General features: G+C 34.6%; 18 protein-coding genes. 14 read left to right on the forward strand and 4 right to left on the reverse strand.

Features of this window, described 5'->3' with window-relative positions; all coding sequences use genetic code 11:
- The first annotated feature begins 68 nt into the window (after positions 1-68).
- The 9 genes from H3U49_RS04355 (at position 69) to scrK (ending at position 9,977) form a co-directional block, all read left to right on the forward strand.
- Entirely contained in the window at positions 69-1,343 is a 1,275-nt protein-coding gene (locus H3U49_RS04355) for a UDP-N-acetylglucosamine 1-carboxyvinyltransferase (protein WP_046332512.1), read from the forward strand.
- 464 nt (positions 1,344-1,807) lie between these two features.
- Positions 1,808-4,546 (forward strand): sigma 54-interacting transcriptional regulator, encoded by a 2,739-nt coding sequence (locus tag H3U49_RS09975; protein WP_305067087.1) that lies wholly within the window; start codon positions 1,808-1,810, stop codon positions 4,544-4,546.
- A 127-nt stretch (positions 4,547-4,673) separates the two neighbouring features.
- A complete protein-coding gene (locus tag H3U49_RS04365; protein ID WP_198179990.1) occupies positions 4,674-5,447 on the forward strand; it encodes a PTS sugar transporter subunit IIC in 774 nt (257 codons plus the stop codon).
- Complete coding sequence (locus tag H3U49_RS04370; protein WP_232347611.1) at positions 5,440-6,228, forward strand: PTS system mannose/fructose/sorbose family transporter subunit IID; 789 nt, start codon at positions 5,440-5,442, stop codon at positions 6,226-6,228. Before H3U49_RS04365 ends, H3U49_RS04370 begins: the two co-directional genes overlap by 8 nt.
- Before the next feature lie 11 nt (positions 6,229-6,239).
- Positions 6,240-6,728 (forward strand): PTS sugar transporter subunit IIB, encoded by a 489-nt coding sequence (locus tag H3U49_RS04375; RefSeq protein ID WP_109586663.1) that lies wholly within the window; start codon positions 6,240-6,242, stop codon positions 6,726-6,728.
- Positions 6,729-6,744: 16 nt separating this feature from the next.
- On the forward strand, positions 6,745-7,155 hold the full coding sequence (locus tag H3U49_RS04380; protein WP_198179993.1) for a PTS sugar transporter subunit IIA: 411 nt from the start codon (positions 6,745-6,747) through the stop codon (positions 7,153-7,155).
- A gap of 16 nt (positions 7,156-7,171) precedes the next feature.
- Positions 7,172-8,581, forward strand: coding sequence for a GH32 C-terminal domain-containing protein (locus tag H3U49_RS04385; RefSeq protein WP_198179995.1), 1,410 nt, complete (start codon positions 7,172-7,174; stop codon positions 8,579-8,581).
- A gap of 15 nt (positions 8,582-8,596) precedes the next feature.
- Positions 8,597-8,974 carry a VOC family protein gene (locus H3U49_RS04390; protein ID WP_046332506.1) on the forward strand — a complete coding sequence of 126 codons (378 nt, stop codon included), beginning with the start codon at positions 8,597-8,599 and terminating at the stop codon, positions 8,972-8,974.
- A 130-nt stretch (positions 8,975-9,104) separates the two neighbouring features.
- Positions 9,105-9,977, forward strand: coding sequence for a fructokinase ScrK (gene scrK / locus H3U49_RS04395; protein WP_198179997.1), 873 nt, complete (start codon positions 9,105-9,107; stop codon positions 9,975-9,977).
- A 62-nt stretch (positions 9,978-10,039) separates the two neighbouring features.
- Here the strand turns inward: scrK and H3U49_RS04400 are convergent, their stop codons facing one another.
- From H3U49_RS04400 to H3U49_RS04415, 4 genes are all read right to left on the reverse strand, one after another.
- The gene (locus H3U49_RS04400; RefSeq protein WP_045928509.1) at positions 10,040-10,750 is read right to left on the reverse strand and encodes a GntR family transcriptional regulator; all 711 of its coding nucleotides are present in this window, start codon (positions 10,748-10,750) and stop codon (positions 10,040-10,042) included.
- A gap of 354 nt (positions 10,751-11,104) precedes the next feature.
- Positions 11,105-11,917 (reverse strand): PTS system mannose/fructose/sorbose family transporter subunit IID, encoded by an 813-nt coding sequence (locus H3U49_RS04405; RefSeq protein ID WP_045928508.1) that lies wholly within the window; start codon positions 11,915-11,917, stop codon positions 11,105-11,107.
- Positions 11,918-11,933: 16 nt separating this feature from the next.
- Complete coding sequence (locus tag H3U49_RS04410) at positions 11,934-12,674, reverse strand: PTS sugar transporter subunit IIC (RefSeq protein ID WP_198179999.1); 741 nt, start codon at positions 12,672-12,674, stop codon at positions 11,934-11,936.
- A 35-nt stretch (positions 12,675-12,709) separates the two neighbouring features.
- On the reverse strand, positions 12,710-13,168 hold the full coding sequence (locus H3U49_RS04415) for a PTS sugar transporter subunit IIB (RefSeq protein ID WP_198180001.1): 459 nt from the start codon (positions 13,166-13,168) through the stop codon (positions 12,710-12,712).
- 147 nt (positions 13,169-13,315) lie between these two features.
- Between H3U49_RS04415 and H3U49_RS04420 the strand changes: the two genes are divergently transcribed.
- From H3U49_RS04420 to H3U49_RS04440, 5 genes are read left to right on the forward strand one after another with little or no spacing between them, the layout of a single operon-like run.
- Complete coding sequence (locus tag H3U49_RS04420) at positions 13,316-14,329, forward strand: SIS domain-containing protein (RefSeq protein ID WP_198180002.1); 1,014 nt, start codon at positions 13,316-13,318, stop codon at positions 14,327-14,329.
- Positions 14,330-14,386: 57 nt separating this feature from the next.
- Positions 14,387-14,815: a PTS sugar transporter subunit IIA gene (locus tag H3U49_RS04425; RefSeq protein ID WP_045928505.1), complete on the forward strand. Its 429-nt coding sequence runs from the start codon at positions 14,387-14,389 to the stop codon at positions 14,813-14,815.
- Positions 14,816-14,833: 18 nt separating this feature from the next.
- Complete coding sequence (locus H3U49_RS04430) at positions 14,834-15,304, forward strand: PTS sugar transporter subunit IIB (protein WP_198180003.1); 471 nt, start codon at positions 14,834-14,836, stop codon at positions 15,302-15,304.
- 23 nt (positions 15,305-15,327) lie between these two features.
- On the forward strand, positions 15,328-16,116 hold the full coding sequence (locus H3U49_RS04435; RefSeq protein WP_046332501.1) for a PTS sugar transporter subunit IIC: 789 nt from the start codon (positions 15,328-15,330) through the stop codon (positions 16,114-16,116).
- Entirely contained in the window at positions 16,106-16,933 is an 828-nt protein-coding gene (locus H3U49_RS04440) for a PTS system mannose/fructose/sorbose family transporter subunit IID (RefSeq protein WP_255528830.1), read from the forward strand. Before H3U49_RS04435 ends, H3U49_RS04440 begins: the two co-directional genes overlap by 11 nt.
- Positions 16,934-16,948: the final 15 nt, after the last annotated feature.

Below are 16,948 nucleotides of genomic sequence, written 5' to 3' on the forward strand. Positions count from 1 at the left end.
TTGTTTTTTCTGTTAAATTCCTATAACATTATTATGACTAAACGAAATAGAAAAGGATTTTTTCGCCAATGAAGCAAATGATAATTCATGGTGGAAAGCCCCTGCAAGGTGATGTCTGGATCGGTGGTGCCAAAAACTCGACTGTTGCATTAATTCCTGCATCAATATTGTCGCGTACACCAGTAACTTTGGAAGGTGTTCCAAGGATTGCAGATGTTGACAACTTAATGGATCTGCTCAGTGAAATGGATGTTGTGAGTGACTTTCACAATACAACATTGCGTATCAATCCAGAACACATTAAGATGAGCCCATTGCCAAGTGGTAAAATCAAGAGTTTGCGTGCATCCTATTATTTTATGGGTGCACTTCTTGGCCGTTTTGGTAAGGCTGTTGTGGGCTTCCCTGGTGGAGATGATATTGGTCCCCGCCCCATAGATCAACATATTAAGGGATTTGAAGCCTTAGGCGCATGTGTAAAAAATGAGAATGATCAAATAAAAATTACTTCCCCTGCAGAGGGACTTCATGGTGCTACTATTCATTTAGCAATGCCTTCTGTAGGTGCAACAATGAATATAATAATGGCATCAGTAACTGCTCAAGGACAAACTATTATTGATAATGCGGCTAAAGAACCTGAAATAATTGATTTAGCTACTTTTTTAAATAATATGGGGGCAGTCATCAGAGGTGCCGGGACCGATTCTATTAGGATTGAAGGCGTTGAACGTCTTGAAGCCAAGACTCCTCATACAATTATTCCGGATCGAATCGAAGCTGGCACTTATATTTCTCTTGCTGGTTGTATTGGTAACGGCATCTGTATTCACAATATTATTGAAGAACACCTTGATTCTTACTTAGCTAAAGTAGAAGAAATGGGTGTGGTAATTGATGCCACAGAGGATTCGCTTTTTGTTTATCCAGCCGGTGATTTGAAAATGACGCAAATTCGCACCGCATCTTATCCCGGATTTGCGACAGATTTGCAGCAGCCGGTAACACCACTTTTGCTTTCCGCCAAGTCTGGTGAAGGTGTCATCATTGACCAAATCTATCCCAAAAGAATTGGACACATTGAGCAATTACGCAAGATGGGTGCGGATATTAAGGTTGAGGACAATATTATTTTGGTTCATCCTACTGCTAAACTTCATGGTACTACGGTTTCTGCTGGAGAAATTCGTGCAGGAGCTTGTTTAATGATAGCAGGTTTGATGGCGGATGGTACAACCGTAATCAACAATGCTGGCAATATTTTACGAGGCTATGATCGCGTTCAAGAAAAACTACGTTTGCTGGGGGCAAATGTAAAAATTCAGGATGTACCTGAAAAGTAATGTGTTTGTGAGCTATAAAAAAAGAATATTATAAAGGAGTCTGGGAAAAAACTCTAACCTAACTAAAAAGGCTGACGAATCACGTCAATAAAACGTTGATTTGTCGGTCTTTTTAAATTGTGAAATTTTTTAATTTAACTTCAAAGAGCGCTTTTTTCCCAGACTCTTTTATTTTTAAGGGTAGAATATCTTAAGAATAAGAATAAAAGATCTGAGACTTTGGAGACTTGGATCTTTTTTTGCTTTCACACTAATTCTAGTTTCTTCACACTAAAAAAATCAGAAAAAATTATTTTCAAGCTTATGATCATTCAAAATCAGTTAAAGCAAACAAAAGATCTCTTATTGGCGACGATTCACAGTTTTTAGGAGTTAAAAAAGCTCTGAATAGTTGAAAAATATAGTTTACAATGACGTTTGAAGATGTTTGCGGTTTAACAATTTGTTTAAATATAGAGGTCAAGATGCTAAAGGATGAAATTTTACGTTATTTGGATGTTAAAACCAAAACAATTGATTTACAAGAATTAAATGCAGATTTAACAGCTGGTGGAGTTGCCAAAGCTTTGAATGCAAAGCGTAATACGGTTAGTTTGTATTTAAACCAACTAACAAAAGAACAAAAATTAGTCAAAATTGAAACTCGACCTGTGCATTTTATTCATAAGGCAGAGTTTGAAAAGAATAATTTTCGTCTTAAAAACAATATTTATGAATCAGTAGCGAAACTCGAACATGAAAATGATAATAAAGATGTTTTAAAAAAACTAACTCAAATAAATCCCAGTTTGAAAGAAAGTATTGAAAGAGTGCGAGCAGCTATTTTATATCCAAATGGCGGATTGCCTTTGCTTATAACTGGCGAAAGCGGAACTGGTAAAAGTTATTTAGTTAGTTTAATCAATCAATTTTGTCGAACACAAAAGCTTATTAAGGTAAATGCTCCATTTATTACTGTTAATTGTGCCCAGTACGCTGATAATCCAGAATTATTAACCAGTAATTTATTTGGTTATAAAAAAGGTGCTTTTACAGGTGCAGATTTTGATCATGATGGAGCTTTTGTAGAAGCTGACGGTGGGATTCTCTTTTTAGATGAAGTCCATAGACTGGGATCAAAGGGACAAGAAAAATTGTTTACTTACCTTGATCAGGGGGTTGTGTATCCGGTTGGAGAAACTAAAAGAGGTAAGAAGGTTAATGTGCGCTTATGTTTTGCAACGACGGCAGATTTAGATACTAATTTTTTGACTACTTTTATGCGTCGGATTCCAGTTAAAATTACGTTACCGCCATTAAGTCAAAGAAGCAGGGAGGAACGACAAAATCTAGTTTTTACTTTGCTTAAAAATGAACAGAAAAGAATTGGTAAAACGCTAAATGTAAGTAGTCAGGTTTTGAAAATGTTTGCCAATTATGAACCAACAGGAAATATTGGCGATTTAAAGAATGCTATTAAATTAACGATTGCAAGAGCCAATGCAGAAAATAAAAAAGAAAAAGAAATATCAATTACTGCTTCATTTTTACCTGATGAAGTTTTGAGTAATAGTAAGATTGATACCTATCATTCACAAAGCAGTTCAATTGTAATTAATAATGATACTGAATTGGAAGATCTAATAGCACGTAATACACCTGAAAAACAAGTTTTTCTGAATAGCTTAAAAAGAATACTGTCGACTTATGCGCAAAATAGTCATGATTTACATAAGTGTGAATCAAAACTAAAACAGATTGTTTATCAGTTATTTGATACATTGCTTTTTGAAAAAGATAATAGTAAACAAATTCCTTTTTTATCTTATGTTATTGAAAGCGTCAAAAGACTATTTGACCAGTTAAAAAATGCATATCAGTTAAAAATTAGCGGCAATGCCATTTATGCGGTTAGCTATTATCTATTTGAAAGACAAAAAATTCGTTTAGATAATACAGAATTAAAAAACATGCAGGATTTGATTCAACTTAATAAGGATGTGCAACAGAGATATTCTGATGTCTATCAGTATGTTACTCGCCTGATAACTTTGATTAAGGATAATCTTGATATTGATCTAAATAAAATTGACTACATTTTATTAACCATCTATTTGAACAAATTAGAAATAATTACTAAAACGGGTTTAATTAAAGCAATTGTCATTGCCCATGGCTATGCCACAGCGGGTAGTATTGCCAATGTTGTTAATAGATTGCTTAATGCACACACACTGGATGCATTTGACATGCCCATTAATGTCAGTACGCAACAAATAGCTAACCAAATTATTGATTATAGTGAAAATAATGATATTTCACATGGGCTAGTTATTTTAGTAGATATGGGATCTTTAAAAGAAATAGAAAAACTTTTTCCCCGTCAAATAAATGCGCCAATTTTGCTAATGAACAATGTTTCTACTCCACTGGCTCTAGAAGTAGGAGAGAGTATTTTAAAGAAATGCAGTTTTAGAGAAATAAGTGAAAATGCTAGAAAAATAAGTCACCTGGATATTAAATTAACATACCCAGAAAGGAATAAAGCTAAGGCTATACTAACGACCTGTTATTCAGGAATAGGTACTGCAACTCACGTAGCTCGATTGCTGGAGCGTTGTTTGCCTCCGACCAAGCAAATAAAAATCATCCCTTATGATTTTCAAGCTCTACAAGACACTCATAAAGTTCAGGTAATCAAAAGAATGTATGATATTGTAGGAATCATAGGCACTGAAAATCCCCAAATTGAAGGGATTGATTTCATTCTTTTGGAAAAAATACTATCAGATAAAGGAACAGAAGAATTTAAGAAATGGCTTGCAGGCTCATTTTCAAATGATGAGATTAGCGCTATTTCAAATAATTTAGTCAAAAACTTTTCCTTAGAACAAACAATTAATATGGTTACTATTTTAGATCCATCGAAGGTAATAGAAAATATTACTATTTTTATTCAAGAACTGGAAAGGAAATTTTCCTTTTCGCTATCAAACCAAAAGAAGTTTACTTTATATGTTCATGTTAGCTATTTGATTGAACGCTTAATCAGGAAGGAAGAAAATAATTTAAAGCCGGAGTTTGAAGAACAATTTGCAAAAGAGCATGGTCAGGATCTTGAAAAAATTAATTCCGCATTTAGTGTGATAAAGGATAATTATAGTGTGAAAATTCCACGGTCAGAGTTAATCTATGTTGATCAAATCATTTTTAACAGACAATAAAACCTGGCTACAACTGCATTATTAAGTAAAACTCTTTTTCTCTTTAAATCTTGGCACAGTTATTGCTAAATAACTTTTGGAGTGAAGTAAATTTAATTTTTTACTATTTTTCGAGAAGGAGAGAAAAATGCTATTACGTAATATTTTAATCGTAATTTATGGTTTTATAATTAACTTTGATAAAGAGGGGCCTAAGCTTGGAATTTCTCAACCAGTTGTTGCTGGCTTAATTGCAGGTTTAATTATGGGTAATGTAGAAACAGGACTATATATTGGTGGTACCCTGCAGTTAATGACACTTGGAATTACAAGTTTTGGTGGCGCTTCTGTTCCTGACTATCAGACAGCAGCTTTAATTGGTACCTACTTAGCCATTGCCACAAAGCAGTCTGCTGCAATTGGTATTACACTTGCGATTCCAATTGCCTTGCTCATCGTTCAGGTTGATGTTCTAAAATGGTCAGCAAATATTTTTTGTCAGCAGAAGGCTGAAAAGTATGCCGATGAGGGAAATTACCGCATGATTAATTGGATGCAGTATCTTGCTACATTGTTTACCAGTTTTGTTTCCGGTATTCCCGTTCTTTTAACAGTAATTTTAGGGCCTAAGATTGTTGGTAGCTTCATTAACTATATTCCTGCTTGGCTTTCAGGTGGTCTTAAGACCGCTGCGGGAATACTGCCAGCAGTTGGTATTGGAATGCTATTGCAATATTTGCCAACCAGAGATTATTTCTCATATTTGATTATTGGCTTTGTTTTAGCAATTTATTTAAAGATGCCGATTATCGGTATTTCCTTAATTGGTTTTGCTATTGCGTTAATCCTATATAAAAATCAATCAAAAAAGCAAAATACAACTGAGGAAACTGTAAATGGAGGAGCTAACGAAGATGAGTAAAATGAAAAATATTTATAGAAAAGTAATGAATCGTTGGATAGTATTCGGCGCAACATCATTAAACTATGAAAAATATGAAGGTTTAGGGTACACATATGCTATGCTTCCTTTCATTGAAGAAAATTATCAAAATGATCCAGAGGGTAAGAAGACTGCTATTAAAACCCAGCTGCAATTCTTTAACACTACCCCATACACGGCACCATTTATTATGGGTGTTGACGTAGGTATGGAAGAAAAAGGTAAAACTGAGTCACTTGAAGCAGTTAGTGCTTTAAAGACTGGATTAATGGGACCTTTAGCTGGTATAGGAGACAGTTTGTTTGTCACTATTCCTTGGACTATTTTTGGCGCAATTGCTGCTAATATGGCATTACACGGAAATGCTTTTGGCTGTATTATGTGGGTTGTTGCTTCAATATTATTACGTCTAACAGCTTATCCATTATTTAATGTAGGGTATAGATCCGGAACTAAAATGCTTTCCTCATTAAATACAACTTTAAAGGCTCTGACAAACGCAGCGTCTGTGTTGGGACTAATGGTTGTTGGCGCTTTGGCTGCAACTATGGTTAAGGTTAATTTGGCATTTACTTTTAAACAGGGGAAGCTGACAATGACTGGAAACAGCATATTAGATCAGATTATGCCTGGGTTGTTGCCTGCAGCTGTTGTTGCTCTGATATATTACCTGCTTGGTAAAAAGGTAAAACCTCTTTACGTAATTCTAATTGTACTGGTTGTTTCTGTAGCGTTGAATGCTATGCATGTTTTAGCTTAGAGGTAAGCAAGATGACAGAAAGCATGGAAGGAATTATTCACGTAAGAATTGATGATCGCATGATTCATGGCCAAGTGGCTACGCAGTGGAGTGGTCGCTTGAACGCCACAAGAATCATGGTTATTAACGACAGTATTGTAAATGATGATATGCGAAAAACGGTTGTGAGACTCGCTGCACCAGCTAATGTTAGTACATCAATTTTAAGCAGACAGAAAGCTTTAACTAATATCAAAAATGGGAAATATAAGGGACAACGTGTTTTACTAATTTGTGTGTCTCCAGTGGACGTTAATTACTTGATTGATAATGGATTACCAATTAAGTCAGTAAACGTTGGTAATCTGGCACAAAGAGATGGAACAGAACGTATACGTCCTTCGGTTAATGTAACTCCAGAAGAAAAAGAGGCATTTAAAAAGTTAATAGGCCGCGGAGTTGAGGTAACTGTAATACCTACACCGCAGAGTCCTACCGTTTATTTAAAAGATTATATTTAAAAAGGATTTGAATTTAATGTTTAACGTTATCATTGCTACACATGGTAATCTTGCTACCGAGTTTGAAAGAGTATTAAAATCCTTTTTTGGTAAAATAGATCATTTAAAAGTCATCAATCTAAGTGATCAGGGGATAAACACTTTTTCCCAAAAAATAGACCAAGTTATTGCACCCTGCTTAAATGAGCCAACAATCATATTTTGTGATATTGCAGGGGGAACCCCTTTTAATGAATTAGCCAAAAGAAGTATAAATTGGCACAAACAAGTTGCATTATTTGGTGGGGTAAACTTGCCAGTACTTGTGGAAACATTAAATATGCGGATGCAGGAAAAAAACGTAAACGAAGTTATTGGAAAAATTACTGCTATGTCTGCTTTAATCAGGTTTAATATGAAAAATGCTAAAAAGGCTGAAGACGAATAGAGGAAAATTATTAGATATGCAAAAAATATTTTATAAACCAGAAGATCGTTGGTTTGGCGACTGTATGCCATTCTTTAATGAAGAAGATCAAACTTTTTACTTGTTCCACCAAAGAGACACGCGCAGACCTGAACCTTTAACTGATCCATTTGGCTGGTCGCTCGTAACTACTAAAGATTTTGTAAATTTTAAGGATTATGGCGAAGTTTTACCTAAAGGTCCTCATGATTCTGCAGATCAATTTATATATGCTGGTAGTGTCACACAAGGAAAAGATGACAAAGTAGCTTTTTATACAGGGCATAACCGTCAGGCAAAGCTAGCTAAAAAAACTTCAGAAATTTTGATGTCTGCTACCAGTAAAGATTTAATTCACTGGAATAAAATGGGTAAAGCCAGCAGTTTAATACCACAACCTGGGTATGACCATAATGACTGGCGTGACCCAGTCGTTGTTTATTCTGCAGAGCACAAGTCCTATATTTTGGTTTTGGGCGCAAGACTTCCGAGTGATAAAAAGAAGCCAACGGGAAGATTAGTATATTTTGAATCTCCAGATATGAAAAACTGGGCGTTTAAAGGAGACTTTTGGACGCCTAATGAATTCAACATGATTGAAATGCCGGATTTATTTGAAATAGAAGATAATTGGTATCTTTTATTTTCAGAATATTCTGAAGACAAGCGAACGAAATATAGAATCAGTAAGGATTTATTTGGCAACTGGCATTCATTAAACGATGAGTTCTTTGATGGTAAAGCCTATTATGCTGCCAGATCAGTTGGCAATGAAAAAGCAGGTCGATATTTGAGTGGCTGGGTAGCAACAAAAGAGAACAATAATGATCTCGGTAATTGGGATTGGGGTGGCGCTTTTGTGCCTCATCAAATTGTTCAAAGAAAAGATAAGACACTTGGTGTAACCTTGCCGCAAACAATAATTGATAATTTTGCAAAAGTTGAAATTATTCCATCTTTTGAAATAGGAAAAGCAAGTGGTAAAAAAGAGCATACTGTAATTAATGAAGTTCCGGAACAGTTCTTAATTGAAGCACAAGTAGAAGTATCAGAAGATACTAAAGAATTTGGCATAAAAGCTTTTGTTAACGATGACACAAGAGAGGGCTATCAGTATAAAGTTTCTAAACCTGAACATGCACTTAAATTTTCCAGAACTCCTAATTATCCGTGGCCACAATATTTTGATGTTGGTCTAGAGCGTCCAATTGCACTTGAAAAAGGCAAAACATATGATATTAAGTTAATTGTGGATGGTAGTATCATCATAATCTATATTAACAATATTGCTCTAAGTGCTAGAATGTATCATAAAACAGGAAAAGAATTCAGCTTTTTTGTAAATGAAGGTAAAATTGCTGTTTCTAATGTTAAGTATTACACCGAATGGCAAGATACTGTTAGATAAGTTTGAGGTAACAAAATGATTTTTAATGGCTTGCAACATGTAGGCATTCCGACAAAAAAATTTGATGAAAGTGGAGATTTTTATCAAAGCTTAGGCTTTAAGTTGGTGAACACTGAAGATAATCAAGGTAGCCGAGTGGCATTTTATCAGTTAGGAACATTAATGCTTGAGAGTTGGGAATCCCCTCAAGAAGCTCCAGGAAAAGTAGGGGCAATTAATCATATTGCGCTTGATACCAACGATATAAATCGTGCATTTGCCGAAGTTCAAAAATTAAATGTACAGTTTGTTGAAAATGGAATTCAAAGTTTGCCTTATTGGGAAAATGGTATTAAGTATTTTAACTTCTACGGACCGAATAAAGAAATATTTGAAGTCTGCCAGAAGCTGTAATAATATTCGGGTTTCGCCTGCTAAATAGTTAAAATATTATTTGGCAGGCTTTTATTTAAGAAAATTTTTTCGGATCTAGATTGAGGGTTATAATAAATAATATCTAAATAAAATAATTAAGGAGATATAAATGTTACTAGGATCAATTGAGGCTGGCGGTACAAAATTTGTATGTGCGGTCGGTAATGAGAATTATCAAATAAAGGATCAAACAACTTTTTCCACTACTACACCGGAGGAAACTTTACAAAAAACAGTTGATTATTTTAAGCAGTTTGATGTTGATGCAATCGGAATTGCGTCTTTTGGACCAATTGAAATACGGAAAACGGCACCTAATTATGGTTTCATTACTGATACACCCAAAAAAGGTTGGAGCAATACTGACTTTGTTGGATTTTTGACAAAAACAATTAAAGTACCAGTTTTCTTTACTACTGATGTTAATGGTTCTGCTTTTGGCGAATACGTGATGTCACAGTTATCAAATGAAGATGTTGATTCACTTGTTTACTACACGATTGGCACTGGTGTCGGTGGCGGAGCTATTATTAATGGTAAATTAGTGGGTTCTTTAGGTCATCCCGAAATGGGGCATGTTAAAGTTAAACGCCATCCAGACGACTTGAATTTTGCTGGAGTTTGTCCTTTTCATAAAGATTGCTTGGAAGGTTTAGTTTCAGGTCCTACGTTTGAAGCACGCCTCAATAAATCTGGTAAGGATGTGCCGCTTTCTGATCCTGTTTGGGACATTATGAGCTATTATGTGGCACAGGCTACCTTACAAGTTACCTTGATCTTACGCCCGGACAAAATTGTTTTCGGTGGTGGTGTAACAAGCGAGAAGTTCCTGAATAAAGTCCGTCGTGATTTTGCGACATTACTAAATAATTATGTGCACGTGCCACCATTAGAGCAATACATTACCATGCCAGAAATCAGTAATAATGGTTCTGCGACTGTTGGTGACTTTGCTTTGGCAAAAAGATTATTAAGAGAATAATAAAAAATGTTCTTAAACATATTACGTTCAAGAACATTTTTTGTTTTCTGTGATTATCAACTTTAACAAACAGTACTTTCAAATTTTACTTTGTAGGCAGGATATCTTGACTCTTCGTATTCAAATGGTATACCTTTTTTGGTGTACCCTATGCTGGTAAACTTTAAAATTGGTTCACTTTTATCTATCTTTAAATAAAGGTAGTCGGGCGATTCCTCTCTAACGACTTCAATTGTGCGCTTAGCCTTGTTTAATTTAAGTCCATTGTCTTTCAAAGCTGTAAATAAAGATTTCTTACTAAAATCCTGATTTATTAGGTTGCCATCAAATTTTAGTGGGATATAGGACCTAGCAACACACATTGGTGTTTCTTTTATATAACGTATTCTTGACAGAACAAAAATAGGATCGCCTTTTTCAAGATTTAGCTTTTTAGCGATATTTTCATCCGCATATTCTACTGATTGTTGTAAAACTTTTGAAGAAGTTGGTTTTTGTTGGTGTTCGGCATCTTCAAAAAAACCAATAAATGTGCTTAGCTCATGATCTACATATTTATCTTGGTTTGATACAGCCTGATTAATTATATAGCCTCGACCATAGTCTTTAGTTATCAGACCATCTTGTTCTAAAGAAGTTAAGGCTTTTCTGATTGTTGGCCGGCTTACTTCGTATTTTTCTGATAAACTTCTTTCAGAAGGAATTAAACCGGTTTTGTCTGCCACTTTAATGTATTGATTGAAAATCTTTTCTTTTATTTGTTTATATATCATTAATAACCACACCCAATATGAGTATAAATTTTGGAACCTGGTCCAAGTTTTGTAACTTGTAGAATTATATAACAAGCATAGCTATTGACAAAATTGCTAGTTTAAAAAAACTAACAAATTTCATTTAATTTTAGCGAAATTTCTTATATATTTAAGTGTATACTTCAATAGTAGTTCCTAGCAAGATAACTAGCTCTATCCTATTTTAATACTCTTTTTCAAAGTTAAACTAATATAGTAAATATTAATTCTATCATATATAAGACTCATTTAGTGATTTTCAGTTGAACAAAGAAAAAATGTGTAAAACAGCAAATAATGCGTTTTGCACATTTTTTAATTAATAACAATTCTTTACTTTAGGATATTCAGATAAACTCCTGCAATAGCAAGGACGAAAATTCCTAAAATTAACCAGATTACCTTAACCTTTTTCTTTAACAGGTAATACATTAAAAAGGTTAAGCCAAGAGGCAGTAGTCCGGGAAAGATATCATTAAGAATGCTTTGAACGTTAATTGTGCCACCAGCAGTTTTAAAGATTGCAGAAATCTTAAAGTTAACTAATGAAGATGTCATAGAACCAATGGACATTAAACCAACAATGGAAGCGGCCAACGTAAATTTTTCAAGATAATTTCCTTCATAAGCTTTTTCCATTGCCTTGGCACCCATGCTATAACCTAACCTTATTCCACCATAGCGACCAATAAAATGTAAAGTAGTATAGATTAAAAAGTAGAGAATTGGTCCTAAAATATTACCTTGAGTAGCAAGAGAAAGACCAATTCCTGCAGCAATTACTCTAAATGTTCCCCAATATAAAGTATCTCCGATTCCAGCTACAGGCCCCATCAATGCAGCTTTTAAGGAGGAAATAGCCTCAACGTTAAAATCCGGGTCAACGGAGTTTTCTTCTTCCAGGGCTAATGACATTCCCATAATAAATGTAGCTATGTGGGGAGTCGTATTAAAAAGAGCTGTATTTCGTAATGCAGACTCGTAGAGCTTATCATCATTGCCGGCATAAATCTTTTTAAGAGCTGGCAAAATCGAAAAAGTATAGCCCATTCCTTGCATGTCTGTATAAGATTCTGATCCTTGTAATGCAAAAGAGCGCCAGAATACTCGATTTAAATCCTTTACTGTTAATTTCTTTTTAGCCATAAAAAATCACCTCTATTTACTGTTGATTATTCTTTGCTGCTTTATTTTTTTGAGTTATTAAAAGTGCAATGAGTAAAGCCAGTACTGAAACTCCAATTACCGGCATCTTTAAATATGAACTAAGAATGAAGCCAATAAAGAAGTAAGGAGCAACTTTTTTATCCATCATCATTTGTATTAACATTGCAAATCCAACTGCTGGAAGCAGACCAGCCGCGACTGAAAAAGAAGTCATTATCTTTGTTGGTAATAAAGCTATTAAAGACTGAGCAGCTTTTGTTCCCAGTTGAAGTACTAAGAAAGTTAAGATTCCAGAAGGCAGTCTGAGAATTAATGGGAAAAAATGCCATCTTTGCATACTCTTAAAATTATGTCTTTTAATTGCGTCTCTGCCTTTTTTGATAGTGTAAGAGTTAAGTGTGAAGGCCAGCATGTTAAGTCCTTGAGCAACTATGGCAAATGGCATTGCTAACGTTACTGCAACATTAGTACTTGCACCACTTTGGATTGCTAGTGCCGTTGCGATAGCACTGGCTACTCCAACATCGGGAGGTAAGGCTGCACCAATAGTAACTATACCAATAAACATTGCTTCTAAAGCTGCACCAATGACAATGCCTTTTTGTAAATCGCCTAATATAAGACCGACAACAGGCCCAATAATAATAGGACGATTCATCATTGATGCCCCGAGATATCTTTCATCAAGTTGTGAAATATAAGCAACAAGAGCTATAAGTAAGTTCTTTAATATCATTTAAATTCATCCCTTTCAAAATAATTGGAATTAAATTAATAAAAATCTTTCTTGGAAGTTGGTGTGCCTTGAATGTAAATCTTAAAGCCATCTTTTTTTATTTCTTCTAATGCTAATTTTTCTTCTTGAGTTACATAAATAGATCCAGAAATTTTTTCTTTATTATCACCACTTTTTAGATTACCTAAGTTGATATCAAAATTTTCTTTTCCTTTTAGTTCTTTGACTATTTTGCTGGCATCGATCGGATTGCCAACTACTACCATAACTTTACTTTCTTTTACCTCTTGGTATGTTTTAGCAAAATCTTTAGGATCAATTATTTTAGCTTCGACCCCCGATGGTTTGGCCAAAAGCAAAGCCATTTTTTGTAATTGATCATTAGCTGCTGTCTTGTCTACTGCTATGATTATGTCAGCGTTAGCTGCCTTAGACCAAGCCATTGCAACTTGTCCGTGGATAAGACGGTCATCAATTCTGAATAGTGAAATCATGTTTTACTCCCTTCAATTTGTAATCGCTTACGCATTATATATTACCTTTGGTAAATAATAATGTCAACAAAATATTGACACATTGTAATATAAATGCTAATCTTTACTCGTAAAAGTTAACCAAAGGTAATTTTTAGGAGGAATAAAATGTTTAACTTTGATAAAAACAGATTTTTGAAGACTCAAACAGGGGCAGTGAACCAGAAGGATAATATCAATACTGTTATTGATGAATTGCTACCTAAAATTGATAATATCTTCTTCATCGGTTCAGGTGGTGTAGGAATTTTGTTTGACTCTACCATCGAATTTGCAAGGACTAGAAGTGCTTTCCCATTTCAGCGGGTCTTAGCAGCTGAATTCATTGCATCTCCCAATAAAACTTTTTCAAGCAAATCATTAGTTGTTATACCCTCATTATCGGGAACAACTAAAGAAACATTGGAACTAGTTGATTTTTGCAATAAGAAACATGTTAAAACTTTGGCACTTGTTGGCAGTCCAAACACACCACTTGAAAAAGAGGCAACCTACACTGTCTATAATGATGTTTTAGATGATACAAGTTCTGAAAGTTATTATTTACAGGGCTTGATGATAGTTCTGCGCGTAATGTTAAAAAAGGGTGAAATAACAACTGAAAAATATGATTCTTATTTCCAAGATTTTGCCAAATTGCCTGGAGAATTACTAAAAGTAAAACAACAGGCAGAACCTATGGCGAAAGAATTTGCTCAGAAATTTCAAGATACTCCGTACCATATTATTACAGGTGCAGGTGACTCATTTACTGAAGCATATTATTACGGTATGTGTATTTTAGAAGAAATGCAGTGGATAAAAACCAGACCCGTACAAGCTGCAGACTTTTTCCATGGAACATTAGAATTAGTTGAAAAGGGAGTTAGTGTCATTGTCTTTGAAGGAGAAGATTTTTCAAGACCAATTGTAGATCGTGTTCGTCATTTCTTACCTGAAGTTACAGATACCATTACTGTGATTGATACGAAAGACTATCAGATGGATATTTCAAATGAAACGAGAAAGATTATCTCTCCAATCGTATTAGCTACAATTTTGGAAAGAGTTAGTGCATATCTTTCAGATCAAAGAAAGCATCCTCTGACTGTTCGTAGGTATTACAAGAGAATCCCTTATTAATTTGATTAAAACCTCAGTTTTTAGTTAGTCAATTAATAAAGATCTAGTGAGGAGCCGATGGTAAAAATGAAAATTTTATGCATGAGTCATGGGACAATGGCACAAGGCGTTGTTCAGTCGGCCAAGATGATAGTTGGTGATGTAAAATTTCTCGATTACATCAATGCGTATGTAGATGGCAATGATGATATTGAAAAGAAGATTGTAGATTACTTAAATCAAAATCGTGGGCAAACTATTATCGTATGTACCGATATCTTTGGTGGCAGCGTTAATAATAATTGGATGAAGTATTTGAATAAAGAGGGCAATCTGTATTTAATTGCTGGTTTATCTTTGCCTTTAATTATTGAATTAGTTTTAAAAATAGAACAAAAGTCTCAAGATAATATCAATAAAATTATAAAAAGATCAATCAAAAGCGCAAAAGACAGCGTTAAATTTTGTAATGAACTTAATTTGGATATTAAACGGGATGAATTTTAAAAAAGGAAGTAGAAAACAATGATTATTGGGACAAGGGTAGACCATAGACTTGTTCACGGGCAAGTTGCATTTTCTTGGATTTCTGCTATTGGCGCTAATTGTATTTTGGTTGCAAACGATGCAGCTGCAAATAATGATATGCAAATGACTGCATTAAAATTAGCAGCACCACAAGGTGTAAAAGTCGTAGTTAAAACTATTGCTGATTCTGTTAAGCAAATAAATTCAGGTGTTACTGATAAATATCGTCTTTTCATCGTTTTAAAAACGGTCAATGATGCTTACCAATTGTTAAACGGTTGCACACAAATAAAGGAACTTAATGTAGGTGGGACTAGTAAAACTTCTGGTTCTGTCCAAATAACTTCTTCAGTGTTTTTAAATGATAAAGATATATCTGATCTCAAACAATTAGCACAAAAAAACATAGAAATATTTGCCCAAATGGTACCAACAGATAAAAAAATAGATTTGATTAAACGATTATAAATACTAAGAAGGAGGTTTGAAAAATGAACACATTGACTCAATCAATTTTGCTAGCCTTAATTACAGCTCTTGCTCCAGCCGACTGGTTAACTGGAACTAGTAACTTGTCTAGACCACTTGTTACCGGAGCACTAACCGGATTAGTTCTGGGCGATTTAAAGACTGGAATCATAATGGGTGCAACTATTGAACTGGCATTTATGGGTGCAATTACTATTGGTGCTTCCAGACCACCAGATGTTCCTGCTGGAGGAGTTTTGGGCACAGCCTTTGCAATATCAACAGGCAAGGGAGCTGGTTTTGCTATTACTTTAGCCTTTCCGGTTGCTGCACTGTATTTGATTATTGACAATTTATTAACGATTGTAATTTTACCTATATTCTTGAAGAAGGGTGATAAATATGCTGAACAAGGTGATAGTAGACATCTGAGCAGAATGAACATGTATGGGTTTATCACAGTCAAATGTATACCAAGAGCGATTTTTGTTGGACTTGCTTTTTACTTAGGTGGCCCAGTAATGACAAAGTTGCTCAATATGATCCCTGATTTTGTTCAAAATGGTATAAACGTTGCAGCTGGAATAATGCCAGCACTAGGTTTTGCTTTATTATTGGAAATGATTTTAAAGAAAAATGTGGCAATTTACTTTGTACTTGGCTTTGCATTGTACAGTTATTTAAAAATACCAATTTTGGGAATTTCTATCTTTGCGTTCTGCCTAATGTACATCGTATTGCATCTCGAAAATAAAATTGATGCTAATAAGTTAAATAATAATCAAGGAGGGGATGATGATAATGAGTTCTAATTCTGCTACAAAAGCTATTACTAGAAAAGATTTAAAAGGGATATTTTGGCGTTCTCTCACATTAGAAGCTTCTTGGAATTTTGAAAGACAACAAAATATGGGTTATAGCTACGCTATGAATAAGGTTCTAGACAAGTTATATCCAGAAAAAAAGCAAAGAAGTGAGGCTCTTCAAAGGCACATGGCTTTTTTCAATTGCTCACCACCACTTTCTACGTTAGTAATGGGAATTACTACAGCAATGGAAGAAGAAAATGCTAAAAATCCAGATAATTTTGATCCAGAATCAATAAATAATGTTAAAGCGGCTTTGATGGGACCTCTTTCAGGAATCGGAGATTCATTCTTTTGGGGCACTTTAAGAATTTTAGCCACGGGTTTAGGAACTTCTTTTGCATTAAAAGGCAGTATACTAGGTCCAATACTATTTTTGTTAGTCTACAATGTCCCCGCGCTACTAGTACGCTGGATAGGTTTAGTCAAAGGATATGATTTAGGAGCATCAATGCTAAAGAGTGCCGAGTCTTCTGGCTTGCTTGAAAAATTTGCATATGGTGCATCAATTCTTGGTTTGATGGTTATTGGTGGAATGTCGGCAAGTATGGTAACAATCACCGTTGCAGGTAAGTTGGGTCAAGGAAATGATGCCCAAACATGGAATGCTATGATTAACGGTATTTTACCGAATATGTTGCCTCTTGCGTGTGTGCTGTTTATTTATTGGTTATTAAAGAAAAAGGTATCAACAATTACTATACTGGTCGGAATTTTTGTATTCGGCATTTTAATGGCTTATTTAGGAATTTTAAAGGCATAGAAGAAAGGAAAACTG

This window comes from Lactobacillus sp. W8174 (assembly GCF_016100975.1).
GTDB classification, from domain to species: domain Bacteria; phylum Bacillota; class Bacilli; order Lactobacillales; family Lactobacillaceae; genus Lactobacillus; species Lactobacillus juensis.

Coding starts and splice junctions, on each gene's coding strand:
- H3U49_RS04420 (WP_198180002.1), top strand. CDS start 13,316: ATGTTTAACTTTGATAAAAACAGATTTTTGAAGACTCAAACAGGGGCA.
- H3U49_RS04435 (WP_046332501.1), top strand. CDS start 15,328: ATGAACACATTGACTCAATCAATTTTGCTAGCCTTAATTACAGCTCTT.
- H3U49_RS04405 (WP_045928508.1), bottom strand. CDS start 11,917: ATGGCTAAAAAGAAATTAACAGTAAAGGATTTAAATCGAGTATTCTGG.
- H3U49_RS09975 (WP_305067087.1), top strand. CDS start 1,808: ATGCTAAAGGATGAAATTTTACGTTATTTGGATGTTAAAACCAAAACA.
- H3U49_RS04370 (WP_232347611.1), top strand. CDS start 5,440: ATGAGTAAAATGAAAAATATTTATAGAAAAGTAATGAATCGTTGGATA.
- H3U49_RS04430 (WP_198180003.1), top strand. CDS start 14,834: ATGATTATTGGGACAAGGGTAGACCATAGACTTGTTCACGGGCAAGTT.
- H3U49_RS04375 (WP_109586663.1), top strand. CDS start 6,240: ATGACAGAAAGCATGGAAGGAATTATTCACGTAAGAATTGATGATCGC.
- H3U49_RS04380 (WP_198179993.1), top strand. CDS start 6,745: ATGTTTAACGTTATCATTGCTACACATGGTAATCTTGCTACCGAGTTT.
- scrK (WP_198179997.1), top strand. CDS start 9,105: ATGTTACTAGGATCAATTGAGGCTGGCGGTACAAAATTTGTATGTGCG.
- H3U49_RS04425 (WP_045928505.1), top strand. CDS start 14,387: ATGGTAAAAATGAAAATTTTATGCATGAGTCATGGGACAATGGCACAA.
- H3U49_RS04385 (WP_198179995.1), top strand. CDS start 7,172: ATGCAAAAAATATTTTATAAACCAGAAGATCGTTGGTTTGGCGACTGT.
- H3U49_RS04365 (WP_198179990.1), top strand. CDS start 4,674: ATGCTATTACGTAATATTTTAATCGTAATTTATGGTTTTATAATTAAC.
- H3U49_RS04390 (WP_046332506.1), top strand. CDS start 8,597: ATGATTTTTAATGGCTTGCAACATGTAGGCATTCCGACAAAAAAATTT.
- H3U49_RS04410 (WP_198179999.1), bottom strand. CDS start 12,674: ATGATATTAAAGAACTTACTTATAGCTCTTGTTGCTTATATTTCACAA.
- H3U49_RS04415 (WP_198180001.1), bottom strand. CDS start 13,168: ATGATTTCACTATTCAGAATTGATGACCGTCTTATCCACGGACAAGTT.
- H3U49_RS04440 (WP_255528830.1), top strand. CDS start 16,106: ATGAGTTCTAATTCTGCTACAAAAGCTATTACTAGAAAAGATTTAAAA.
- H3U49_RS04355 (WP_046332512.1), top strand. CDS start 69: ATGAAGCAAATGATAATTCATGGTGGAAAGCCCCTGCAAGGTGATGTC.
- H3U49_RS04400 (WP_045928509.1), bottom strand. CDS start 10,750: ATGATATATAAACAAATAAAAGAAAAGATTTTCAATCAATACATTAAA.